Consider the following 22,786-nt stretch of genomic DNA (forward strand, 5'->3'; position numbering starts at 1 on the left):
CGGCGCCCTCACCTGCCGACCTGAAACCCACTGTGGCCGAACAGCGGGTCGCGCAGGCGCCGCCGCAGCGGGCCCAGCCGCAGCGGGTGGAACCGGCACCGAGCCCCGCGGCGACGGGCAGCAGCAACAAGAATTGGCTGATCGCCGGTGGCGTAGCCGTGGCGCTCGTGGTTGCGTTGATCGCGATCCTGGTGGGTGCCGGGTCCGGTGACGATTCTCCGCAGGCCCGGATCAGTGCTGCTATCGGCGATTACACCGGTGCGCTGGAAAGCGGTGACCTGCCGGCATTGCGCAATATCACCTGCGGTGCGCTGCACGACTACTACCAGGGTCTGTCGGAGGAGCAGTTCGCCGGTGTCCATCGGCAGGCGGTGAGCGAAGGCAGCATTCCCGAGGTCACCGGTGTCGACGCGGTCAAGATCACCGATCGCACGGCTTTGGCGCAGGTCACTGTGCAGACCGATGCGGAGGAAACCACCCGCACCTTCGACCTGCAGGAAACCGACTCCGGTTGGAAGGTGTGCGATCCGCCGGCGGGCGCACGGTAGATGCGGTGCATGCGCGACCGGGAACGAGGGGCTTTCACTTTTCCCGGTTGCGCGTGCGGAGGGGGAGTACCCCACGGTCCGGTCTGTGAACTGGGCGAGGGGCCGACCGGGTTCCCGGGTTCGCTCACGCAGTGCCGGTGGCGCCGTGGACAGTTCGCGCCGATCCCTCGGTAATTGCCGGCCTATACAGTAGATATATGGCTCGGAACTGGCCGATGATCGAACGGGCGAACGAGTTCGAAGCGATTCGCGCAACGCTCACCGGCTCGGATCACGTCGGCGCTGTACTCATCGGGGAACCCGGTGTCGGTAAGACCACCCTGGCGCGGCGGGCGGCCACGGCAGGTAGCGGAAATATCCGCTGGGTCGCGGGCACCGAATCGGCGCGCAGTATTCCGCTGGGCGTGTTCGCGCATATGGTCGGTGTGTACACCGCGCACGATCCGGTGACCTTCATGGCCGCGGCCCGGGAAGCGTTGCTCGCCGACGGACTCACGATCATCGGGGTCGACGACGCGCATCTGCTCGACCAACTCTCCGCGACTCTGCTGCTGCAATTGGCGATCGACAAGGCGGCGCGGATCGTCGCCACCGTGCGCGACGGTGTTCCGGTGCCGGATGCGGTGACCACACTGTGGAAAGACGGTCATCTACTGCGGATCCAGCTGCCCCCGTTCACTCAGCAGCAGAGTGTGGACCTGGTGGAATCGATGCTGGACGGGCAACTCGAGGGTTTCACCGCCAACCTGATGTGGGAGTCCTCGGGCGGTAACGCGCTGTTCCTGCGGCATCTGGTGGAGGGTGCACTGGAGGCGGGTTCGCTGCGACAGGTGAACGGGGTGTGGCAGTTGCGGGGGCGGGCCGCGGTCACCTCCGAATTGGCCGCGCTACTGGAGGACCGGGTCGAACAGCTACCCGAATCCGTGCTGCGGGTACTCGAATTGCTCACCTTCTGTGAACCCGCGGATTTTCAGGTGATGGCCGAGCTCGCCGGTGAGGAGGCGGTGGAAGCGGCGGAGAACGGTGGCGTGATCCGAGTGGTGGAGGACGGGCGCGACTTGGTGGTGCGGTACACCCATCCGCTGTTCGGTGAGGTGATCCGGCGCCGGCTGGGTATCGCGACCTCGCGGCGATTACGCGGCAAGCTGTACTCGGCGCTCAAACAGCGCCGCATCAACTCGGCCGCCGATCGGATCCGGCTCGCCGAATTGGCCTTGGACAGCGATAAGTCCGCCGATCTGGAGCTGTTCGAATCCGCCGCCGAGGACGCCATCGGGCTGGCGAATCTACCGCTGGGCGAACGGTTCGCCCGCGCTGCGGTGGAACGCCGCGGCGGGGTGGAATCCGCGGATCTGCTGGCCCGCGCACTGCTGTGGCAGGGGCACCGCATCGAGGCCGAGCGGACGCTGGCCGGTTTCGACGCCGACGACCTCGACGAGGTCCAGCTGGCCCGGTGGGGCAGCACCCGGGTCTCGAACCTGCTGTGGGCCATGGGCGACGCCGACAAGGCCGACGAGGTATTGAGACTGGTGCGCTCGCGTATCACGCATCCCAAGATCGCCCTGATCACGACCGGACTGGCCGCCGCATGCGCGGTGAGCGAAAACCGGCTCGGCGACGCCCTGCGCGAATCCGGACAGGTGCTGCGGGCCGCGGACGCGCCACCGTGGGCAGTGTGGTGGGCGGCTTTCGGTGGTGGGCTCGCGGCGGCGTTACTCGGGCGCGCGGCCGAGGCGCGGGAGTATGCGGAGCGGGGCCGTGCGGTGGAGCCGCATATCGACGGCCTGAACCGGTTCATGTCGACCCATGCCGAGGTGCTGGCGCTCGTGCTCACCGGCGATCTGGCGGCAGCGGGCCATCGGGCCACCGAATACTTCGGGTATTCCGCGCCCGGCCAATACCTGGCGTGGGGTATGTCGAAGATCTTGCAGGGCACCGTCGATGTGGCGTACGGCCGATTCGTCGCCGGTATCGACAATTTGGAGCAGGCGCTGGCCGCGCTCACCGCCGAGGGGGCCGCCGCCTGGATGTTCCCCGCCCGGATCCGGCTCGCCGAGGCCTACGCTGCGCTCGGCCGGCCGGTCGAGGCCGCCGAATCCATTGCCGAAGCCGAGGCGCGCGGCGGCCGGCACAGCGCGGTGTACGGGCCGCAACTCGAGATCGCCCGCGCCTGTCTGGCGGCGGCCGAGGGCACGGTCAGCGCCGCAGTGGAGCGCGCCGTCCGCGCCGCGGACGCCGCTGCCCGCGCGGGTCAGCACGCCGTAGAGGCGCTGGCATTGCACACCGCCGCCCGGTTCGGTGCAGGTTCGGTGGCACCGCGACTGGCCGATCTGGCGGAGCGGGTGGACGGGCCGCTGGTTCGTGCCCAAGCCCGGCATGCGGTGGCGCTGTCCCGGCAGGACGGTGCCGGGCTGGACGCGGCCGCAGCCGATTTCGAAAACCTGGGCGCCCGGCTCTCGGCCGCCGATGCCGCGGCCCAGGCCGCCACCGCCCATGACCGGGCCGGAGACCGGCGCCGACTGCTGGAATCGGCGGCCCATGCCAACCGCCTGGCGGCCGCATGCGGCGGTGCGTCGACCCCTGCGCTGCGCGATGCTGCCCAGCCGTTACCGCTCACCGTCCGGGAACGGGAGATCGCGAATCTGGTGGCGGCGGGTCTGAGCAACCGGCAGATCGCCGACCGGCTCACCGTTTCGATCCGCACAGTGGAAGGCCACCTGTATCGGGCCTGCACCAAACTGGACGTCACCGACCGGGAGTCGTTGGCGGCGCTGCTGCGTGGAGAATCGGCCCGCTGACGTCGGTGTGGATCGGTCGGACGCCGTCCGAGACGCCACCCGTTCGGGCGTCTCGATCGGCCGCTGCGCCGCTATCACCTGTCTGCGGACGCTGCCGTCTCCAATGCTCGATGTATGACAGTCGACCCCTGCTCGACGGCCTCGGCCATCTGTGCAGCGAGAGCTTCGGGCAGGACATCGGTGTGCCAGACGAAGCGGGTTCTGCCGTTCTCGGCGGGTAGGGCCTGCATCGAGGCGTGGTGATGGGCGGGGTGCAGGTGCCCGCCGACGACCGAGTAGGCCACGCGCCTGCTCGGCGGGTCGAGATCGACGAGTCGTTCGGCGACGATGGTGCCGTCGGCGAAGGTGACGGTTCGAGTGTCGGCGTCGAGGCGAGTATCGGTGACGAAGCCCGGGGCGAGGCGCTCGTGTACCGCGCCGAAATCAGCGAGAACAGCCCAGACCTGCTCGGGGGTGGCGTCGACGATGAATTCTTTGTGAATGGATGCCATGGAGTCCTCCTGGTCAGGCTGCGGCGAGGTGCGCGTGGACGGTCATATCTCGTTATCTCCCTGTTGCAGTCGGTGTTGCCGTCTCAGCATCCGTGCCGGGCCCCTCGTAGGTCTTGAAGATTTTTGCGGACAGTTTCCTGTCGTACTCCCGGCGTACGGTCTGTGGGTGCTGTCTGCCACGACGCTCGCCACCCGGCCGGAGTTCACCGTGACCACCGTGAACTGCCGCTCCGATCACACACACCTCTCGGCTCCGGAAGTCCGTGACGATCATCGGCTCGTGCTCGTGCGCCGAGGTCGGTTCCGGCGGCAGGCCGATGGCGAACTCGCCGACCTGGACCGCACTGTCGGCTACATCGGCACCCCGAGTGAGGAGGAGGGGTTCTCCCACCCCGCCGGCGGTGACATCTGCACCGCGGTGACCATCGCGCCCCATCTCCTGGAAGGGGCGGTGAGTCCGCGGGCGGTCTACGTCGATGCGCGTATCGAACTCGCGCACCGCCGAATGCTCACCGCTGCCGCGGGCGGCGATATCGACTACGCCGTGACCGAGGAACTGGTCCGGCTCGTCGCACTCGCCGCCGGGCGGCCGGTCCCGCGGCCGCGGCCCGCCGACCGAGTGCTGGTCACCGCGGCCCGCGAGGCGATTATCGACGGTGCACCGGAGTCGGCCGGGCTGCGTTCTCTGGCCGCACTGCTGAAGGTTTCGCACTATCGGTTGAGCCGGGTGTTCTCCCAGCACATGGGAGTGACACTGACCCGCTATCGCAACCGGATTCGAGTCGGGCAGGCCCTCGACCGGATCATCGACGGTGAAACCGGCCTCGCCGACCTCGCCGCACATCTCGGCTTCGCCGACCAGGCACACCTGACCCGCACCGTCCGCGAACACCTGGGCCACACCCCCACCGCCCTGCACCGACTGATGACCTCACCCACCAACCGCACTCTCGAGAGCCGCACCGGAGTGGCGCTGATCGTGGCGCCGCAAACACCGGCTGCCCTGCCCACGTGAGTGCTGGGAAGCGCGCATCACCGCCTGATGGGTGGCTCTGCGTCGACACCGGCGCCGGCCCCGTGTCGCCGGACAGCGAGTCCATCGTCATCATCGCTGAACAGCGTGGATGGCGGCCGAAAGTGTCCAAGAGTGTATAGGTCCTCTTGGGATCGGTTACGCTGTCCGCTCGTTGAACACCTGGGGATGTGGAGGTGCGTATGGGCAGGAAATTCGCCGCCCGGTTCGCCGCGACCGTATCGCTGTGCGCCGCGACGGCGCTGCTCTACGGGTGTGCGCAGGACACCGGTGGACACGCCACCGCCGCGGCTCCGGCGGCTTCGCAGGTGGCGACCGAGACTCCGCAGGAACGCAGTCTGCGTATCCGCGACGAGCTGGTGCGGCTGGGGTGCGATTCCAATTCCTGTATTCAGACCTATTTCGCCTGTGAAGACGGTTTGCTGTCAGGTGAGGCGTGCGAGTTCTACCGGAAGCATCCATTGAAGTAGCTGTACCAGTCCAGTTGAAAAACTGGACTGGTATGGCGATGTGATTCTTCGGGGTGGCAGCGGCAATACCGGTGGGTTGTATCGCTGCCGTTCTGTGGCCGACCCCGGTGCTCGGCGGACGAAGCGGCGCCGAGTTCGGGGTGTTACCGGAACAAGTGCCCTGCCTGGGATTTTCCCGGAGTGGTGGGCCTCAGATGGTGCGGGTACGCAGCGACAGCGCTTCCCGGTGCGACCGTGCGGCATCCAAGTCCCGGTATCCGCGTTCGGCGTCGAAACGTGTCGCCGATCCGTCGGTGACCGAGCCGAGTGGCCGGTAGCGTTCCAGCAGCTCCGGTATCCGCGATTCGGTGACCAGGTATTGGTAGGCGAAATAGACGAAAGTTCCCACTCCCACGAGTGCCACAAAGAGTGTCATGATCCCACTATCGCCCAATTGGACTTGCCGATAAAGAGCCAATTGGTCGATACTGGACCTATGTCGACGAGAGTGCTCGGCGCCGCGGGTCTGGCCCGCGATCTGGGGCAGTGGCGCGGCCCGGACCCGGCATCGGCCGATGGGGGCGCCCGGCGCCCGGCCCGGCCCGCCTACCTCGCCTTGGCGGAGGGCATCCGGCTGCTCATCCACGACGGCAGGGCGCCGCTGGGGATCGCCCTGCCCAGCGAACGCGATCTCGCCGCCACCCTCGGGGTCAGCCGCACCACCGTGACCTCCACTTACGCGCTGCTGCGTGAACACGGCTACCTCATCACGCGGCAAGGATCGCGATCCACCGTCGCGCTACCGCCCGCCATCGCACACGACGGCGGCCGCGCCGGGCGTGGGATCCTGGCCACCATGGCGACCGGCACCCAGCCTGCGGTCGATCTGACCTATGCCGCGATGACCGCGCCACCGGAGATGGCGGAAGCCTATTCTGTTGCTTTGCAGGGTATTCCGTCATATCTCAGCACGCACGGCATGGATCCGGTCGGTATCGCACCGCTGCGTGAAGCGATCGCCCGCCGCTACACCGAACGCGGATTGCCGACCGGCGCCGACCAGATCCTGGTGACCCTCGGCGCCCAGCACGGCCTGCGGTTGCTGCTGAACGTGCTGGCGCCGCCCTCGGCCCGGGTGCTCATCGACCACCCCACCTACCCGAATGCGATAGAGGCGATCCGGGATGTCGGTGCCCGTCCGGTGCCGGTGCCGTTACGTCTCGAGGATCCGAGTACCGCCTGGGACCTGGACGGTTTGCGCAGCGCTGCCCGGCAGACGGCAGCGAGCCTGGCCTATCTGGTGCCCGACCACAACAATCCGACCGGGTTCCTGATGGACCAGCCGGCGCGTGCCGAACTGGCCGCGATCGCCCGGGAGACCCGGATGATGCTGATCATCGACGAATCCATGGCGAACCTGTCGCTAGGCGATGCGGCCCCGGTGGCGCCGGTCGCCGCGTTCGCGAAGGGCGCCGAGGTGATCACCATCGGCTCGGCGTCCAAATCGTTCTGGGGCGGGCTGCGAGTCGGCTGGATCCGAACCTCGGAATCACTGATCACCCGGTTGCTCACCACCCGCGCGACCGTCGACCTGGGCACACCGGTGATGGATCAACTCGCGGCGGTCCATCTGCTCGAACATGCCGACCCCATTCTCGCGCGCCGCCGCAAACTGCTGCGCGATCAAAGGGAGGCATTGCTGACGGCGATGGCCGAGGACCTGCCGGACTGGTATGTGCTGCCCGGCGTGGGTGGAATGTCGGTCTGGGCGCAGCTGCCCGCCCCGGTCTCGACCGCGCTGGCGGCCACTGCCCCCAATCACGGCGTGCTGCTGGCGGCGGGGCCGCGGTTCGGGGTGCAGGGGGCGTTCGAACGTTTTCTACGCCTGCCCTATACGAACCCCGAACCCGAACTCCGCCGGGCCGTAACGGCCATCGCGGCCGCCTACGACGGTTTGGGGCCGCGAGCTGGAGACCAGTTGCAGCCGCTCACCTGCTATTGACCCTTCTCGGTGACCGTGACCGCCGCCCGGGCGATGGCCAGTTCCTCGTTCGTCGGGATCACCAGGACCTGCACCGGGCATTGCGGCGGGGAAATCCGGCGAGGTCCACGCGCTTTCGCGGTGTTGAGTTCGGGATCCACGACGATCCCGAACCGGTGCAGCCCGGCCAGGGCGTCCGCGCGGACGTCGGGATTGTTCTCGCCCACGCCCGCCGTGAATGTGACCGCATCGACCCCGCCCAGGTCGATCAGGTAGGCGCCGAGATAGTGGCGCAGACGGTGTACGTAGACGTCGTAGGCTGCGCGGGCGGCAGTATCGCCGGCATCGATCCGGTGGCGCAGCTCCCGGAAGTCGTTGACCCCGGCCATCCCGCGCAGCCCCGACCCGCGGTTGAGCAATCTGTCGATACCGTCGACGTCCAGATGCGCGGTCCGCATGAGGTGCAGGATTATCCCGGGGTCCAGATCGCCGGACCGGGTGCCCATGACCAGCCCCTCGAGCGGGGTCAGTCCCATGCTGGTATCCACCGGGCGTCCACCGCTCAGGGCTGATACCGAGGCGCCGTTACCCAGGTGGAAAACGATCTGGTTCAGCGTTTCCGGTGGGCGGCCGAGTAATTCGGCGGCGCGCCCGGAAACGTATTCGTGCGAGGTGCCGTGGAAGCCGTAGCGGCGGATACCGTGCGTTTCGGCGATCTTGCTGTCGATCGCATATGTTTTCGCGGCGGCCGGCAGACCGTGGAAGAAGGCCGTATCGAATACCGCGACCTGCGGTGTATCGGGCAGTAGTTCGCGCACCGCCATGATCCCGCGGACATTGGCCGGATTGTGCAGCGGCGCGAGCGTGCTCAGCTCGCGCACCGTGTTCAGAACCGCGTCGTCGATCAGAGTGGGCCGATAGAAGACTTCGCCGCCGTGCACGACGCGATGCCCCACCGCGGTGATCCCGGCGGTGGTGAGATCATGGCCCGTCTCGGCGAACTTGGCGAAAGCCAGGCGCAGACCGGCAGTGTGGTCCGGGATATCTCGGTGTTCGGTGAGTGTCCGATCATCGGCGGTGTGCTCGATCGCACCGCCTCCTTCGCCGATCCGCTCGACGAGACCGGACGCGATGATGGTTCCCGAATCCGGTTCCAGCAGCTGATATTTGATCGAGGACGAACCCGAGTTGACCACGAGTACGCGAATCGGTTCCACCGCCGTCTCCTCTTCGCCGGGGCGCGTCACTGCTGCTGCGCCTGAATGGCGGTGATGGCCACCGTGTTCACGATATCGGCAACCAGCGCCCCCCGGGACAGGTCGTTCACCGGTTTGCGCAAACCCTGTAGCACGGGCCCGATCGCGACCGCGCCCGCACTGCGTTGCACCGCCTTGTAAGTGTTGTTGCCGGTGTTCAGGTCGGGGAAGATGAAAACTGTGGCCCGCCCGGCTACTTCGGAGCCGGGGAGTTTGGCATCGGCGACCGTCGGCTCGATCGCGGCGTCGTACTGGATGGGGCCCTCCACCAGCAGCTCCGGCGCCCGGTCCCGGACGAGTCCGGTCGCGACCCGCACCTTGTCCACATCCGCGCCCGTACCGGATTCGCCGGTGGAATAGGACAGCATCGCCACTCGCGCATCTATACCGAAACGGGTCGCGGTGGCCGCCGAGGAAATGGCGATATCGGCCAGCTGCTGGGAGGTCGGATCGGGAACGACGGCGCAGTCACCGTAGGCGAGTACCCGGTCGGCCAGACACATCAGGAAAACACTCGATACCGTCGAAACCCCGGGGACGGTTTTGATGATCTCGAAGGAGGGGCGGATGGTGTGCGCGGTGGTGTGGGCGGCGCCGGACACCATTCCGTCGGCGAGCCCGCGATGCACCATCATCGTGCCGAAGTAGGAGATATCGCCGACTGTTTCGCGGGCCCGTTCGACCGTCATCCCCTTGTGTTTGCGCAGTTCGGTGTATTCGCGGGCGAAATCCTCGAGATGTTCGGAAGCCCGTGGGTCCAGCACCTGCGCATCGGTGATATCCACCCCCAGCTCGGCGGCCCGGGCCCGGATGGCCGTCTCGTCACCCAGGATGATCAGATCGGCGACCTTGCGTTGAAGTACCCGCCCGGCCGCGCGCAGCACCCGATCGTCGTCGCCCTCGGGCAGCACGATGGTTTTGCGGTCCGCGCGGGCGCGTTCGATCAGCTGGTACTCGAACATCTGCGGAGTTACCACGCTTGTCAACGGCACCTCGAGCCGCCGCAGGAACTCCGCCGCATCCACATGGGTCTCCATCAGCGCCAGCGCGGTATCCACCTTGCGCGGGTTGTCGGCGGACATCCGGCCGCGGGTGCGGTGTGCGACCCCGGCAGTGTCGTAGGTCCCCGAAGCGGTGGTCAGGATGGGTAATCGGGGTTTCAGCCCGGTGATCAGGCGGGCGATCGCGGGATGGGGGAGCAGCCCCCCGTTCATGACGATCCCGGCCAGCGACGGGAAACTCTCCGCCTCGTGCGCGTTCACCACACTCAGCAGCACATCGGACCGGTCGCCCGGCGCGATCACCACCGCGCCGTCGAAAAGCCGTTCCAGGATGTGTTCGGCGGTCATTCCGCCCACCATCACCCCCAGCGCCTCACGGTGCAGGAGTTCGGGGTCGCCGCTGTAGAGTTCGCCGTCCAGCGCCTCCCGTAGCTCGGCCATGGTGGGCGCGATCAGCAGCGGCACCTCGGGCAGGCTCCAGCACGGGACTCCGAATCCGGCGAGCCGCTCGCGCACCGGCTCGAGGGCGTCCGGCGCACAGCGGTTGGCGATGATCGCCAGCAGTTGTGCGTGTTCGCTCGCCAGTTCGGCAGCGCACAACTCCGCCAGCTGTTCGACTTCGTCCGGCGAGCGCTGCGACCCGCGCACCACCAGCAGAACCGGCGCACCCAGATTCACTGCGATCCGCGCATTGAACCGCAGCTCACTGGGGCTGGCCACATCCGTGTAGTCGCTGCCGATGATCACCACGGCATCACAGGCCGCCGCCACCTGGTGGTACCGCATGACGATTTCGGAGATGGCGGCGTCCGGATCGGCATGTACCTGCTCGTAGCTCACCCCCACCGCCTGCTGATATTCGATATCGACGGTGCTGTACTCGAGCAGCAGTTCGAGAATGTAATCGGGTTCGGTCACCGACCGGGTGATGGGCCGGAACACTCCCACCCGCGCGGTGGTCGCGCACAACATCTGCAGCACACCGAGCGCTACGGTCGATTTCCCGGTATCACCCTCCGGCGATGCGATGTACACACTGGACGCAGCAACCTCGGCCATGAGCTAGAGCGTAACGGTGTGCGCCGGTGCGTCGGCGCCCATGGCCCGGCACGGCCCGGGTCACCGCTCGACAAGGACCCGGGCACCTGTTGTGCGCGTTTCCGGATGCCTTTTGCGTGAATACGGTCGAATGCCCGGGGCGCGGTCATGAGAATGAGCAGCCTATGGAAACCAGAGATGTATTCGTCCCCACCCGGCTGGGGCAATTGCACGTTGCCGTCAGCGGCCGGGGCGACCCCATTCTCATGTGGCCGAGTCTGCTGATGGATGCGAGCCTCTGGGATGCCCAGATCGACTACTTCGCGCGAAGTCATACCGTTATCGCGGTCGATCCTCCCGGCCACGGCAGGTCCAGTCCGCTCGAACGCCAGTTCACCTTCGGTGAATGCGCGCAGTGCATAGTCGACATACTCGACCATTTCGAACTGCCGTGGACTTACTTCGTCGGAAATTCCTGGGGCGCGATGGTCGGCGCGACATTCAGCGCCGGATTTCCGGAGCGTGTCCGAGCGGCCGTCTTCATGAACGGCACAGCATCGCCGGCTTCCCGGCGCCAACGGCTGGAGTACCGAGTTCTGCTGTTTCTCGTGCGCATGTTCGGCGGCATCAGACCACCGTTGACCAGGTCGGTCGTCCACGCTTTTCTCGGCCCGACATCGCAGCGATCCCGCCCGGATGTCGTCCGCCGGGTCCAGACCATCGCGCAGAAGAACGATCGGGATTCGCTGATCCGAGCCGTCCGGTCCGTGGTGATCGAACGTCCGGATCAGCGCACTGCGTTCGCATCGATCACCTGCCCCACTTTGGTGATCGCCGGCAGAGAAGACCGGACATTTCCACTGCGCGAGCTCGAGGCCATGGCCGAGGCCATTCCTGGGGCGACACTGGTCGTTATCGACGACGCCGCCCACTTGGTGGCGGCGGAGGTCCCCGATCGTGTCAATGTCGAGATCCGGGCCTTCCTGGCCGGCCGAACCCATAAAGGGCGATGAGCGCAACATCGCACTGGTAGGTTCGCTTCCGACTGTCCGTGCCCGTCCACGCCGGAACCGGTCCGTGCCGCGGATACCGGGGCACACAGCGGGTGGAGGTTGCACATGGCACCGGTCGAATCGTATTCGGTGGGCGAGGCCGATACCTCCGCGGTCCCGGCCGGCTCATCGGCCGATTTCTGGGCCGAACACGTGTGCCGCAACCAGGGCACCCTACAGTTCTGTTTTTCCGACGCGCCGACGTTCCGGGGCAGCATGTCGATCCAGGGCGATGCGGACTACCTGCTGATCGATGTCTGTTCCGACGACATCGTGTACACGCGAACGCGAAAAGATATCCGCCGCGACGACGATGCCGGCCTGCGCCTGGCCGTCCCGACCACAGGTGTGCTCGGTCTCCGGCAAGACGACCGTGCCGTGCGGGTTCGTCCCGGACAGGCCGCAGTCGTGACGAAAACCCGGCCGGCGGATTTCCGTCAGCCGCGGGGCACGCGGGCACGGGTACTGAGCATGCCGGCCGGTGCGCTGCCGCTCGACCCCGGCAGCGGTCCCGCGGTCATCGATTTGGAGCTGGGGTTGGGGCCGGTCGTCGCGGGTATGGTCGGCGGCCTCGTCGAACAGCGCGCGGCACTGGACGGACAGGGGTTCGCGGCCGCCTGCGACATGATCGTCGAACTACTCGGATTGTGCCTGCGTCCCACCGGAAACGCCGCCACCACCCTGGGGGCGATCGATATCGCGGTCCGTGACTTCGTTCGCCGGAATGCTGCGCAACCCGAGCTCACGCCCGCAGTGATCGCCCACAGCTTGGGATGGTCGTTGCGGCAGATCCAGCTCGCGCTGCACACCACGGGGACAACCCCCAGCCGGCTGATCCGTACCGAGCGCCTCGCCAGGGCACACCGATTACTGCGCCGTGGCTCCGCCGACCGCACCATCGCCGATATCGCCCATGCCAGTGGCTTCCGCTCGCTCAGTGTTTTCGGCGCCGCCTTCAAGGCGCGGTACGGATGTACGCCGCACGAGGTACGCACCGGCGGTCGATAGCAACCACCGCGCGGGCACCGTGGCCGACAAGCAGACAGGCCGTCTCACCGCCTGTCCACCGGGATCGGCGGCGCCGCACGCACGCTCGGTGTAGTGCTCGGCGGTGCCCGGCCGCAGGTGACGACACTTCGTCACCTGCGGCCGCGGGGGAGGGGCACCGGCCGAGCTGCCGCCTAACCGAGGTTGCGCAGGCGCGGTGCCAGGTCCCGCTGGAACAGGTCCAGGAACCGCCGCTGGTCGTGCCCGGGGGCGTGGAACACCAGGTGGTTCAGGCCCGCGTCCAAGTACGGCTTGATCAGTTCGACCGCCTGGTCCGGGTCGCTGGCGACGATCCAGCGTTTGGCGATCTGCTCGATCGGCAGCGCGTCGGCCGCTTCCTCCATTTCGATCGGGTCGGTGATGCTGTGCTTCTGTTCCGCGGTCAGCGACAGCGGCGCCCAGAAGCGGGTGTTTTCCAGTGCCAGGTCGGGGTCGGTGTCGTAGGAGATCTTGATTTCGATCATCCGGTCGATCGTGCTCACCTCCCGGTCCACCTTCGCCGCGCCTTCGGCCACCGCCGGCATCAGCTTCTCGGTGTAGAGATCCATTCCTTTGCCGGAGGTGCAGATGAATCCGTCGCCTGCCCGGCCCGCGTATCTGGCCACCACCGGGCCACCGGCCGCGATGTAGACCGGGATACCGCCTTCGGGCACGTCGTAGATCGAGGCGCCGACCGTCCGGTAGTAGGTGCCGTCGAAATCGGTGCGCGCGCCCGTCCACAGCGCTCGCATCAGATCCACCGATTCACGCAGGCGGGCGAACCGTTCCTTGAACTCCGGCCAGTCCCCGGCATACCCGGTGGCGATCTCGTTCAGCGCCTCACCGGTACCTACGCCGAGCATTACCCGGCCGGGATACAGGCAGCCCATCGTCGCGAAGGCCTGCGCGATCACCGCCGGGTTGTACCGGAAAGTCGGGGTGAGCACCGAGGTGCCGAGCATGATCCGCTCGGTGCGTTCACCTGCTGCCGCCATCCAGGCCAGCGAGAACGGCGCGTGCCCGCCCTTGTGCCGCCACGGCTGGAAATGGTCGCTCACCGTGGCGCTGTCGAGGCCGTGTTCCTCGGCCAGCACCGCCAGCTCCACCAGTTCTCGCGGCCCGAATTGTTCCGCCGACGCCTTGTATCCGAGCTTCAGCTCACCCATATGCGCCACTCCTGTCGCGTTGTGTTCGCACCGTTTCCGGCCCGGATTCGACCATAGCCAGCGCGGCGGACGGCTGCGCCCGGTGGTCCGGCTCACTGCGGGTTCCGGGCGCGGCATACCCATCGGCGGCGCCGCGAAGCGCAGAATCGAATGGGTGAGCACAGACGAACCGATTCTGTCCTATCTGACCGATATGGACGGGGTCCTGGTGCGCGAAGAGCACCTGGTACCCGGCGCCGACGAATTTCTTGCCGAGCTGCGCGCCGAGCAGATCCCGTTCCTCGTGCTGACCAACAATTCGATCCGGACCCCGCGCGATCTACAGGCGCGACTACGCCAGAACGGGCTCGATATTCCGGAGCAGTCGATCTGGACCTCCGCGCTGGCCACCGCCAGTTTCCTGAACGAACAGCGGCCCGGTGGCACCGCCTATGTGGTGGGCGAATCGGGCCTGACCACCGCGCTGCACGAGATCGGCTACGTGCTCACCGATGTCGATCCGGACTATGTGGTGCTCGGCGAGACACGCACGTACTCGTTCGAGGCGATCACCACCGCCATCCGGCTGGTCGAACGCGGTGCCCGCTTCATCGCCACCAACCCCGATGCGACCGGGCCCTCGCGCGACGGCGTACTACCGGCCACGGGCTCGGTGGCGGCGCTGATCACCCGCGCGACCGGCCGCGACCCGTACTACATCGGCAAACCGAACCCGCTGATGATGCGGTCCGCGCTACGCCGGATCGATGCGCATTCGCGTAGCAGCGTGATGATCGGCGACCGGATGGATACCGATGTCATCTCCGGGATGGAGGCCGGTATGCGCACGATCCTGGTCACTACCGGCATCTCCACCCGGCATTCGATCGAGCACTACCCGTACCGCCCCACCATGGTCCTGGATTCGGTGGCCGACCTGGTCGGACGAGTAAGAACACCCTTTGCCGAACCCACCGCGAACCAGAGCTGACCCCAGAACTACTCGGCCGGCCGGATACCCGCCCCGGCCGGGCCCCAGCCCAACCGAACCTGCCTCGCCGCAAATAAACACAGCTCAGCGCAACGCGTGGTCCAGATCGCCCAGAAGGTCCTCGATATCCTCGAGCCCCACCGAAACCCGCACGACTCCGTCCGAGAGGCCGATGCTCGCCCGCCCCTCCGGGCCCATCGCCCGGTGGGTGGTGGTGGCCGGATGGGTGATCAGCGATTTCGCATCGCCGAGATTGTTGGAGATATCGATGATCCGCAACCCGTTGAGCACCTCGAAGGCGCGTTTCTTGGCTGCGTCCGCGGCGGCTTTCAGTTCGAAGGTCACCACGGTGCCGCCGCCGTTCATCTGATCGGTGGCCAGCTTGTACTGCGGATGCGTTTCCAGGAACGGGTAGCGCACCCAGCTCACTGCCGGATGTTCGTCGAGGTATCGCGCGATCCGCAGCGCCGATTCGGTCGACTGCCGGACCCGCAGCGGCATGGTTTCCAGGCCTTTGAGCAGTGTCCACGCGTTGAACGGGCTCAGTGCGGGACCGGTGTGCCGCATAAGCGTTTTGACCGGGCCTTCGATGTACTCCTGCGACCCGAGGATCGCACCGCCCAGCACCCGCCCCTGGCCGTCGATGTGCTTGGTGCCCGAATACACGATCACATCGGCGCCGAGTTCGAACCCGTGTTGCAGCAGCGGGGTGGCGAAGACGTTGTCCAGCACCACCTTCGCGCCCGCCGCATGCGCGAGATCGCAGACTTTCCGCACGTCTACGAGGGTCTGCATCGGGTTGGCCGGGGTTTCGAAGAACACTGCGGCGGTGGGTTCGGCCAGGGCCGCCTCCCACTGGTCGAGATCCTCACCGTCGACGAAAACCGTTTCGACACCCCAGCGCGGCAGGATCTCGTTGCACACCACGAAACACGAGCCGAACAGGCTGCGCGCAGCCACCAGCCGGTCGCCTGCGCGCAGCAGGGCACCGAGCGCGACGAATACCGCCGCCATACCGCTGGCGGTGGCGAAACACGCTTCGGCGCCGTCGAGCAGCCGCATCCGTTCCTGGAAGGTGGCCACGGTCGGGTTGCCGTAGCGGGAGTACACGTAATGCGGGGAATCGCCGGTGAATGCGGCCTCGGCGGCCTCGGCGCTGGCGTAGACGAACCCCGAATTCAGGTACAGGGCCTCGGAGGTCTCCTCGAAACCCGACCGGTTCAAGCCGCCGCGTACGCCCAGCGTGGCCGGTCCGACACCGTCGGGTAGGACACGTTCGAACGCGCCGCCGCTGATCACGACTGCCGCCAGGGCAGGCCGAGGGCTCGCCAGCCGCTGCCGCCCCGATGCCCGAACTCGTCCAGCGGGCCTTCGAAGCCGTCGGAGATGTTGTAGGAGGGCGCGATACCGGCAGCCGTCGCGATATCGGCGGCATGCGCCGAACGCTGACCCGAGCGGCACAGGAACAGCACCGGGGCGTCGGTGGGGCGTTCGCCCAGGGCTGTACGCAACTGGTCCAGGAACCCGGTGTTGCGGGCGCCGGTGGAATCGACCCACTCCACCAGCAGCGTCGGTGTGGCGACAGAGCTGGTGTCGGGAACACCGACGAATTTCCATTCGGCTTCGGTGCGCACGTCCACCAGGACGGCGTCCGGGTTCTCGGCCAGCAGTTCCCAGGCCTGCTGTGGACCGATATCACCTGCGTAACTCAACGTGGTACCTCCTGCGAATCCGCACTTGCCGCATCCGTTCGATGCGTGCCAGGTCGTCACCCGGAGCACCCCACCGCGGAGGAGGGTTGCCGACCAGCGAGCCGGGGCTTGGCGCTGGTACTCATGACCTATTCAATGAGATTGCCCGGACCGCCCCGGCTGTGTCAAACCCCGGTTGCCGTCCGGTCCGGGCTCATTCGACCGGCTGGTTGCACACTTTCCAGTCCCCGTCGGTCCGGAACAACCACCAGGTCGAGGTCGCTTCCTGATCTTCGACCCGGCTGGTCACCTCGATGGTCGCCGTCTCGCCGTTGACCTCTACCGGCCCGAATTTCGTGATCTCGATATCTTTTCCGGTCTCACCGGGTTGTAGCCGTCCGGCCATCGGCGAGCGCGCCGGAACGAAACCGGGACACACCGCTTCGCGCGGTGGCTGCGGCCCGTAGCGGCTGCTCACATCGGCGAAGTCGCGGACCGCGCCCGCGATCCGGTCGGAATCTGTGACATTTTTCTCAACCGGCGCCAGCCAGCCGGTGAGCACGATGCCGCCCAGGATCACGGCCGCGATCGCCGCAGCCACGACGAACGGCGTGATCGCGCGCTGTGGTGGGGTGTCTTCCGGGTCGGTGGGCGCCGGTTCTTCTGCGGGTCCGGAATCGCTCATACCGATGATCATCCCTGGTCCCGCGATCGGTGGTGTGCCCACACCCCGATAGAATCGGGATCGACCGCGGGTGGACGACACAGCAGTCGCCGCGGGGACGTGGGAATACGTAGTGCCGGACGACCGGTACGGCGCGATCACGGCGCATACAAGCCACGCGTCAACTTAGCCTAAGCTAAGTGCAACGCCAGTGATTCTTTCGACCGATAAGGGTGCGCGAAACAGATGACCGAGCAGAAGGAAGCGAATCGCCCGCTTCGGATCGCGATCGTGGGGGCTGGTCCGGCGGGTATCTACGCCGCTGATGCGTTGATGAAGTCGGATGCCGAGGTCTCGATCGACCTGTTCGAGCGGATGCCCGCCCCGTTCGGGTTGATCCGCTACGGCGTCGCGCCGGACCATCCGCGGATCAAGGGCATCGTCACCGCGCTGCACAAGGTGCTGGACAAGGAACAGGTGCGCCTGCTCGGCAATATCGACTACGGCACCGATATCACGCTGTCGGATCTGCAGCGCTTCTACGATGCGGTGATCTTCTCCACCGGCGCCAATGCCGACCGCGCGTTGCCGATTCCGGGTATCGATCTGGACGGCTCCTACGGTGCGGCCGATTTCGTGTCCTGGTACGACGGGCACCCGGATGTGGCGCGCGAGTGGCCGTTGGACGCGGAGAAGGTCGCGGTGCTGGGCGTCGGCAATGTGGCGCTGGATGTGGCGCGGGTGCTGGCCAAAACCGGTGACGAACTGCTGCCGACCGAAATCCCGCCGAACGTCTACGCCGGGCTGAAGGAGAACAAGGCCGTCGAGGTGCACGTCTTCGGGCGCCGCGGTCCCGCGCAGGCCAAGTTCACCCCACTGGAGCTGCGGGAACTGGATCATTCGCCGACGATCGAGGTGATCGTCGATCCGGAGGACATCGACTACGACGAGGGCTCGGAAGCCGCGCGCCGGCACTCCAAGCAGGTCGATATGGTCGCCAACACCCTCGAGCAGTGGGCTATCCGGGACCAGGGCGACCGCCCGCACAAGCTTTTCCTGCATTTCTTCGAATCGCCTTCGGAGATCGTCGGCTCCGACGGCAAGGTCGTGGGGTTGCGTACCGAACGCACCCAGCTCGACGGCACCGGCAACGTGAAAGGCACCGGAAACTTCCGCGACTGGGATATCCAGGCGGTCTACCGGGCTGTCGGATACCTGTCGCAGAACATCTCGGAACTGCCGTTCGACGATCAGGCCGGGGTCATCCCGAACGAGGCCGGGCGCGTGCTGGTCGACGAGACCGCCGACGGTTCCGCGCGGTACATGCCGGGCACGTATGTGACCGGTTGGATCAAGCGCGGCCCGGTCGGGCTGATCGGCCACACCAAGGGCGACGCGAACGAGACGGTGGCCTGCCTGCTCGACGACAGCTCGCACTTCGGCGCCGCCGAGAGCCCGGAACTCGACGCGGTGACCGACTTCCTGGAGAGCCGCGGTATCCCGTTCACCACCTGGGCGGGCTGGTACCGCCTGGATGCGCACGAGCGTTCACTGGGCGAACCCGAGGGCCGGGAACGGGTGAAGGTCGTCGAACGCGAAGATATGCTGCGCGCCAGCGAACCCCATAAGGTGTAAACTCCGAGCCCGCTTCGGGCCAGGACTTCCCGGAGCGGGCACCACCACGACATATCAGGCATTCTGTATCCGTGTTCGATGCCCATGTGCACATCATCGATCCGCGATTTCCGCTGATCGAGAACGAGGGCTACCTACCGGAGCCGTACACCGTCGCCGACTACCGGCGCCGGATGTCGCGGTTCGAGCCCTCCGGCGGCGCGGTGGTCAGCGCCTCCTTCCAGGCGAACGACCAGAGCTATCTGCGGGCCGCGCTGGCCGAACTCGGGCCGGGCTGGGTCGGGGTGACTCGGCTCGACCTGGACGCCTCCGATTCGGAGATACTCGACCTGCACGAGGCCGGGGTGCGGGCGGTGCGGTTCAACCTCAAACGTGCCGCCACCGATATCGCCGGAATGACCCGTCAAGCCCTGCGTGCGCACGAACTCGTGGGCTGGCATGTGGAAATCTACGTGGACGGCCAGATGCTGGCCTCCTTGCAGCCGGTGATCCTGAAACTGCCGAAGGTGTCCGTCGACCACCTCGGGATGTCGGAGGAAGGGCTGTCCTACCTGCTCGACCTGGTCGACCGGGGCGCCCGGGTGAAGGCAACCGGATTCGGGCGGGTCGATATGGACGTCGCGACGGCGCTGCGCCGGATCCACGCGGTGAACCCCGAGGCGCTCATGTTCGGCAGCGATCTGCCCGGTACCCGTGCCGGGCGCCCCTTCCGGGAAGCCGATGTGGAGCTGATCGCCGATGTGGTGGGCACCGATATGCACGCGGTTCTCGAGGACAACGCCCGCGCGTTCTACGGTCTGCCGCCCATCGACCGCACCTTCGAAGATCCCACCCCCACGCTGCCGCTTTTCGCCCCGGCGGTCCGGGAAGCGGCGCGCCGTCCTTCCTCCGACGGCACCACCCGCCCGCTCCCGGTCGTCGGCCCACGGCCGCGACGGCGCCCGGGGCCTGGTCCTGGTCCGCGCTGACGATCCGCGCGCAAATATGAGAGTGCGGCATTGCGCTCGGCAGCCGTCGGCTCCGCGTTCAGGCGTGAGGTGACAGATCCGGGCCGGCGTGCCCGGCCGTGGGCGACGATCTCAGGCGGCGATCGCCCCGATCACCCAGATCCCGGTCGCGAGCAGGGCGCCCAGCAATTCCACCAGGATCGACAAACCCACACCCTTGATCGCATGCTTACTCGACGCCCACGCCTGCCGGTTGTCGGGCATTCGGGCCATTTCCGAGAGGTAAACCCCCACAACGAAACCCACGAACAGCCCGATCACCGGAATCACGAAGAAACCGACGATTCCGGCGAGCCCACCCAGCAGCAGGGTCCGGTTCGGAATCCCCGCCTCCTTCAGATTCCGGCCGGGCCACGTGTATTTCACCACCCCCGAGATCACCAGCAGCAGCGTGCTCAATCCCAGCACCACCCACGCCACAGTCCCGCCGGTGAGGAATGCCCACACCGCGACCGCCGCGAAGATCAGGATCACACCCGGCAGAATCGGCACCACGATACCGGCCAGGCCGACCAGAATCACCAGGCCGACGATGATTTCACCCCATACGCTCACATCACCAACGTAGCCCGAGTCCCCGTTGGGTGCCGGGCCTGCGGAAAGCGCGGTCGACGCCGGCGGGGCAGTCGATAGAATCACAGGTTCCGTCACGATCGGGCCCGGTGAACGGGTAACCGAGCAGAGGAGGTCGACAGCTAGTGCAGGTCACGACACTGCGCCGGTACCCGGTGAAATCCATGCTCGGCGAGGACGTACCGGAACTGGTGGTCGACGAGAGCGGTGCCGCTGGGGACCGGGCGATGGCGGTGATCGATACGGCCACCGGCCGTATCGCCACTGCCAAACAGCCACGGTTGTGGCGTCGGCTGCTGCAATGCTCGGCTACCGGAGAACCAGGCCGGGTACAGGTCACATTGCCGGATGGGCGCACCATCGCGGCCGGTTCGGACGACGCCGGGCGGCTGCTGAGTGAACTGCTGGAGCACGACGTTCGCCTTGCCGGCCAGCGCCCCGACGGTGCGGAAATGGAAAGAGCCGACCCCGAAGATGTGCTGGCCCGAGGAATCGATGCGGCCTCGAGCTACGTGACCGGACCCGTGGCCACCGCCACTCCGGGAGCATCGTTCGTCGATTACGCTCCGCTGCATTTGATAACCACCGCCACGCTCGACCGGCTCGACACCGAGGCCGTGCGATACCGGCCGAACCTGATAGTCGCGACGCCCCCGGAATTCCCGCCATACGGCGAAAATGACTGGGTCGGAAAGGAATTGTCCATCGGCAGGGTCCGGTTGTCGGCGATCACGGCCACCCCCCGGTGCGCGGTACCGACCCTGGAGCACGGGGACCTTCCCCGCTCATCCGAGGCAGTCCGCCGCCTGATGGCCGAGAACCGGGTCGATGTCGCCATCCCCGGGCGCGGCGCTCTACCCTGCGCCGGGGTGTATCTGACCGTGCTGCAGGACGGCACCATCAGTACCGGAGACCGGCTGGTGATCGGTTAGCCCATCATCGGGCCCATCCCTGAACCCGCTCAGCAGGCGGCGATTTCGCCGAGCCCACAGGCAGGTCCCCGCGTGGACGCCGAACAGTCGGTACGGATAGTGCTGGGCCGGCGCCGTGTGCCCGGCACTGCCGGGGCTCACCGGGGTGCAGTGAGTTTGTCGATATCGGCGAGGACGCGTTCGTGCCAGTCGATTTCGCCCTGGATGCGTATGCGGGCGTGTTCGACGATCAGGTCGTCGGCGATGTTCTGGTCCGGCCAGCGGCGGTCGAGCTGGTGTTCGATGCGGGAGCCGCGGGCGCGCAGAGCGGCGATCCGGTCTTCGAGGTAGCCGCGCAGTAGTTCGCGGTCGAGGTCGGTGCTGACGGCGAGGGCCAGGTCGACCGGGTCGGGTCGCAGGTCGACCTCAGTGAAGGCTTCGTCGCGGAGCGCGCGCAGTTCGCGATGCCCCTCGTCGGTGATCTCGTAGATGGTGCGTGCGGGCAGTGCGCCCTGCTGTTCGGTGCGCAGGGGGCGGATGAGCCCCTCATCGGCCATACGGTGCAGGGCGCCGTACAGCGAGCCGGGTTTGACCTGCGACCACAGGTCGGCGCGGTCGAGGCGGGCATCCCGCCGGAGCTGATGGCCGTGCATCGGCCCGCGCCGGGAGAGTGCGGCGAGGACGAACAACCGGGTTTCGTTCACCGTTTCAGTCTGACACGACTACTCGTATTTGAGTACTCTGTCGACATGACCGTCCGACCGATTCTGATCGCCGGGGACCCGCGCCTGATCACCCCGGCAGCCCCGGTAACCGTGTTCGACGACGAACTGGCCGCCTTCGTCGAGGACCTGTTCGAAACCCTCACCGCCGCCGACGGAGCCGGCCTGGCCGCGAACCAGGTCGGCGACCCGCGCGCGGTTTTCGTCTACGACCTTGTGGACGCGGACGGTCGGCAACGTGGTCATGTGGTGAACCCGGTCCTGGAGACGTCCGCGATTCCGGAATCCATGCCCGACCCGGACGATCTGGAAGGCTGCCTCTCGGTACCGGGTGAGTGGTTTCCGACGGGACGTGCACACGGCGCCCGGGTCAGGGGTGTCGATCTGCGCGGTGATCCGGTATCGGTCGAAGGTGCGGGCTATCTGGCGCGTTGTCTGCAGCACGAAACCGACCATTTGGCCGGACGGCTTTATCTGGACCGCCTGCTCGGCCGCAACCGCCGCGAGGCCCGCCGCATGATCAAACAGCGGCAGTGGACCGAACCCGGCCGTAGCTGGCTTCCCGGGGTGGATCCCGGTATGGACGACGCCTGAGCGGCCATTCCGAACGCGGGCCGATCGCTGGGATGCCGGTGCGATGCTCCATGCGGCCGGGTCCGCTGATCGCGTCCGCGGCGAAGGCGCCGCGGACGATGGTTTCCTCCCGGCGCGGGTCGTCGATATGGAGTCCGTTCATCGCTGATTTCTTGCGCGACCGTGCGGCCTGCACCCTTG

General features: G+C 67.0%; 22 protein-coding genes and 1 riboswitch. Of the genes, 12 read left to right on the forward strand and 10 right to left on the reverse strand.

The window, feature by feature from the left end:
* A partial coding sequence (locus tag NS6_RS35230) for an Rv0361 family membrane protein (protein ID WP_443093656.1) occupies positions 1-548 on the forward strand: 548 nt, incomplete at its 5' end.
* A gap of 197 nt (positions 549-745) precedes the next feature.
* Positions 746-3,346 carry a LuxR C-terminal-related transcriptional regulator gene (locus tag NS6_RS20055; protein ID WP_068044001.1) on the forward strand — a complete coding sequence of 867 codons (2,601 nt, stop codon included), beginning with the start codon at positions 746-748 and terminating at the stop codon, positions 3,344-3,346.
* Between the two features lie 74 nt (positions 3,347-3,420).
* Here NS6_RS20055 and NS6_RS20060 read toward each other — a convergent pair whose 3' ends face one another.
* Positions 3,421-3,837 carry an SRPBCC family protein gene (locus NS6_RS20060; protein ID WP_068044004.1) on the reverse strand — a complete coding sequence of 139 codons (417 nt, stop codon included), beginning with the start codon at positions 3,835-3,837 and terminating at the stop codon, positions 3,421-3,423.
* A 166-nt stretch (positions 3,838-4,003) separates the two neighbouring features.
* Here NS6_RS20060 and NS6_RS20065 point away from each other — a divergent pair, with 166 nt between their 5' ends.
* Complete coding sequence (locus NS6_RS20065; RefSeq protein ID WP_157112848.1) at positions 4,004-4,852, forward strand: helix-turn-helix transcriptional regulator; 849 nt, start codon at positions 4,004-4,006, stop codon at positions 4,850-4,852.
* A gap of 200 nt (positions 4,853-5,052) precedes the next feature.
* Entirely contained in the window at positions 5,053-5,340 is a 288-nt protein-coding gene (locus NS6_RS20070) for a hypothetical protein (RefSeq protein WP_157112849.1), read from the forward strand.
* 190 nt (positions 5,341-5,530) lie between these two features.
* On the opposite strand, the gene NS6_RS20075 is transcribed toward NS6_RS20070, so the two are convergent.
* Positions 5,531-5,755, reverse strand: a complete 225-nt coding sequence (locus NS6_RS20075) for a hypothetical protein (RefSeq protein ID WP_068044008.1) — start codon at positions 5,753-5,755, stop codon at positions 5,531-5,533.
* Between the two features lie 60 nt (positions 5,756-5,815).
* On the opposite strand from NS6_RS20075, the gene yczR reads away from it, so the two are divergent.
* Positions 5,816-7,321: a MocR-like transcription factor YczR gene (yczR, locus tag NS6_RS20080; protein WP_068044010.1), complete on the forward strand. Its 1,506-nt coding sequence runs from the start codon at positions 5,816-5,818 to the stop codon at positions 7,319-7,321.
* Here yczR and NS6_RS20085 read toward each other — a convergent pair.
* On the reverse strand, positions 7,315-8,517 hold the full coding sequence (locus NS6_RS20085) for an acetate kinase (RefSeq protein ID WP_068044270.1): 1,203 nt from the start codon (positions 8,515-8,517) through the stop codon (positions 7,315-7,317). The genes yczR and NS6_RS20085 overlap by 7 nt on opposite strands.
* A 26-nt stretch (positions 8,518-8,543) precedes the next feature.
* Positions 8,544-10,616 carry a phosphate acetyltransferase gene (gene pta, locus NS6_RS20090; protein ID WP_068044012.1) on the reverse strand — a complete coding sequence of 691 codons (2,073 nt, stop codon included), beginning with the start codon at positions 10,614-10,616 and terminating at the stop codon, positions 8,544-8,546.
* Positions 10,617-10,780: 164 nt separating this feature from the next.
* Here pta and NS6_RS20095 point away from each other — a divergent pair, with 164 nt between their 5' ends.
* On the forward strand, positions 10,781-11,608 hold the full coding sequence (locus NS6_RS20095) for an alpha/beta fold hydrolase (protein WP_068044014.1): 828 nt from the start codon (positions 10,781-10,783) through the stop codon (positions 11,606-11,608).
* A 105-nt stretch (positions 11,609-11,713) separates the two neighbouring features.
* Complete coding sequence (locus NS6_RS20100; RefSeq protein WP_084471236.1) at positions 11,714-12,655, forward strand: AraC family transcriptional regulator; 942 nt, start codon at positions 11,714-11,716, stop codon at positions 12,653-12,655.
* Positions 12,656-12,828: 173 nt separating this feature from the next.
* Here NS6_RS20100 and fgd read toward each other — a convergent pair whose 3' ends face one another.
* Positions 12,829-13,839 (reverse strand): glucose-6-phosphate dehydrogenase (coenzyme-F420), encoded by a 1,011-nt coding sequence (fgd, locus tag NS6_RS20105; RefSeq protein WP_174552614.1) that lies wholly within the window; start codon positions 13,837-13,839, stop codon positions 12,829-12,831.
* Between the two features lie 193 nt (positions 13,840-14,032).
* On the opposite strand from fgd, the gene NS6_RS20110 reads away from it, so the two are divergent.
* A complete protein-coding gene (locus NS6_RS20110) occupies positions 14,033-14,809 on the forward strand; it encodes an HAD-IIA family hydrolase (RefSeq protein WP_068044275.1) in 777 nt (258 codons plus the stop codon).
* Between the two features lie 84 nt (positions 14,810-14,893).
* Here NS6_RS20110 and NS6_RS20115 read toward each other — a convergent pair whose 3' ends face one another.
* From NS6_RS20115 to NS6_RS20125, 3 genes are all read right to left on the reverse strand, one after another.
* Positions 14,894-16,108: an O-succinylhomoserine sulfhydrylase gene (locus NS6_RS20115; RefSeq protein WP_068044017.1), complete on the reverse strand. Its 1,215-nt coding sequence runs from the start codon at positions 16,106-16,108 to the stop codon at positions 14,894-14,896.
* Positions 16,105-16,521, reverse strand: a complete 417-nt coding sequence (locus tag NS6_RS20120; RefSeq protein ID WP_068044019.1) for a rhodanese-like domain-containing protein — start codon at positions 16,519-16,521, stop codon at positions 16,105-16,107. Before NS6_RS20120 ends, NS6_RS20115 begins: the two co-directional genes overlap by 4 nt.
* A gap of 16 nt (positions 16,522-16,537) precedes the next feature.
* Positions 16,538-16,650: riboswitch (SAM riboswitch) on the reverse strand.
* A 64-nt stretch (positions 16,651-16,714) separates the two neighbouring features.
* Entirely contained in the window at positions 16,715-17,185 is a 471-nt protein-coding gene (locus tag NS6_RS20125; RefSeq protein ID WP_157112850.1) for an Rv0361 family membrane protein, read from the reverse strand.
* A 225-nt stretch (positions 17,186-17,410) separates the two neighbouring features.
* On the opposite strand from NS6_RS20125, the gene NS6_RS20130 reads away from it, so the two are divergent.
* Together NS6_RS20130 and NS6_RS20135 are read left to right on the forward strand one after the other, a co-directional pair.
* The gene (locus NS6_RS20130) at positions 17,411-18,799 is read left to right on the forward strand and encodes an FAD-dependent oxidoreductase (RefSeq protein ID WP_068044023.1); all 1,389 of its coding nucleotides are present in this window, start codon (positions 17,411-17,413) and stop codon (positions 18,797-18,799) included.
* A 71-nt stretch (positions 18,800-18,870) separates the two neighbouring features.
* Positions 18,871-19,767, forward strand: coding sequence for an amidohydrolase family protein (locus tag NS6_RS20135; protein WP_068044025.1), 897 nt, complete (start codon positions 18,871-18,873; stop codon positions 19,765-19,767).
* Positions 19,768-19,878: 111 nt separating this feature from the next.
* On the opposite strand, the gene NS6_RS20140 is transcribed toward NS6_RS20135, so the two are convergent.
* Positions 19,879-20,361: a DUF456 domain-containing protein gene (locus NS6_RS20140; RefSeq protein ID WP_068044277.1), complete on the reverse strand. Its 483-nt coding sequence runs from the start codon at positions 20,359-20,361 to the stop codon at positions 19,879-19,881.
* Between the two features lie 143 nt (positions 20,362-20,504).
* Here NS6_RS20140 and NS6_RS20145 point away from each other — a divergent pair, with 143 nt between their 5' ends.
* Positions 20,505-21,311 carry an MOSC domain-containing protein gene (locus NS6_RS20145; protein ID WP_068044027.1) on the forward strand — a complete coding sequence of 269 codons (807 nt, stop codon included), beginning with the start codon at positions 20,505-20,507 and terminating at the stop codon, positions 21,309-21,311.
* Between the two features lie 137 nt (positions 21,312-21,448).
* Here the strand turns inward: NS6_RS20145 and NS6_RS20150 are convergent, their stop codons facing one another.
* The gene (locus NS6_RS20150; protein WP_068044029.1) at positions 21,449-21,994 is read right to left on the reverse strand and encodes a PadR family transcriptional regulator; all 546 of its coding nucleotides are present in this window, start codon (positions 21,992-21,994) and stop codon (positions 21,449-21,451) included.
* 45 nt (positions 21,995-22,039) lie between these two features.
* On the opposite strand from NS6_RS20150, the gene NS6_RS20155 reads away from it, so the two are divergent.
* A complete protein-coding gene (locus NS6_RS20155; RefSeq protein ID WP_068044032.1) occupies positions 22,040-22,606 on the forward strand; it encodes a peptide deformylase in 567 nt (188 codons plus the stop codon).
* The last annotated feature ends 180 nt before the right edge of the window (positions 22,607-22,786 follow it).

Source organism: Nocardia speluncae NBRC 108251 (genome assembly GCF_001613245.1).
Classification (GTDB): domain Bacteria; phylum Actinomycetota; class Actinomycetes; order Mycobacteriales; family Mycobacteriaceae; genus Nocardia; species Nocardia speluncae.

Excerpts from the sequence above, each read along its gene's own strand:
- NS6_RS20075 (WP_068044008.1), bottom strand. The coding sequence starts at position 5,755 with ATGACACTCTTTGTGGCACTCGTGGGAGTGGGAACTTTCGTCTATTTC.
- fgd (WP_174552614.1), bottom strand. The coding sequence starts at position 13,839 with ATGGGTGAGCTGAAGCTCGGATACAAGGCGTCGGCGGAACAATTCGGG.
- NS6_RS20095 (WP_068044014.1), top strand. The coding sequence starts at position 10,781 with ATGGAAACCAGAGATGTATTCGTCCCCACCCGGCTGGGGCAATTGCAC.
- NS6_RS20070 (WP_157112849.1), top strand. The coding sequence starts at position 5,053 with ATGGGCAGGAAATTCGCCGCCCGGTTCGCCGCGACCGTATCGCTGTGC.
- NS6_RS20130 (WP_068044023.1), top strand. The coding sequence starts at position 17,411 with ATGACCGAGCAGAAGGAAGCGAATCGCCCGCTTCGGATCGCGATCGTG.
- NS6_RS20055 (WP_068044001.1), top strand. The coding sequence starts at position 746 with ATGGCTCGGAACTGGCCGATGATCGAACGGGCGAACGAGTTCGAAGCG.
- NS6_RS20110 (WP_068044275.1), top strand. The coding sequence starts at position 14,033 with ATGGACGGGGTCCTGGTGCGCGAAGAGCACCTGGTACCCGGCGCCGAC.
- yczR (WP_068044010.1), top strand. The coding sequence starts at position 5,816 with ATGTCGACGAGAGTGCTCGGCGCCGCGGGTCTGGCCCGCGATCTGGGG.
- NS6_RS20155 (WP_068044032.1), top strand. The coding sequence starts at position 22,040 with ATGACCGTCCGACCGATTCTGATCGCCGGGGACCCGCGCCTGATCACC.
- NS6_RS20100 (WP_084471236.1), top strand. The coding sequence starts at position 11,714 with ATGGCACCGGTCGAATCGTATTCGGTGGGCGAGGCCGATACCTCCGCG.
- pta (WP_068044012.1), bottom strand. The coding sequence starts at position 10,616 with ATGGCCGAGGTTGCTGCGTCCAGTGTGTACATCGCATCGCCGGAGGGT.
- NS6_RS20125 (WP_157112850.1), bottom strand. The coding sequence starts at position 17,185 with ATGAGCGATTCCGGACCCGCAGAAGAACCGGCGCCCACCGACCCGGAA.
- NS6_RS20060 (WP_068044004.1), bottom strand. The coding sequence starts at position 3,837 with ATGGCATCCATTCACAAAGAATTCATCGTCGACGCCACCCCCGAGCAG.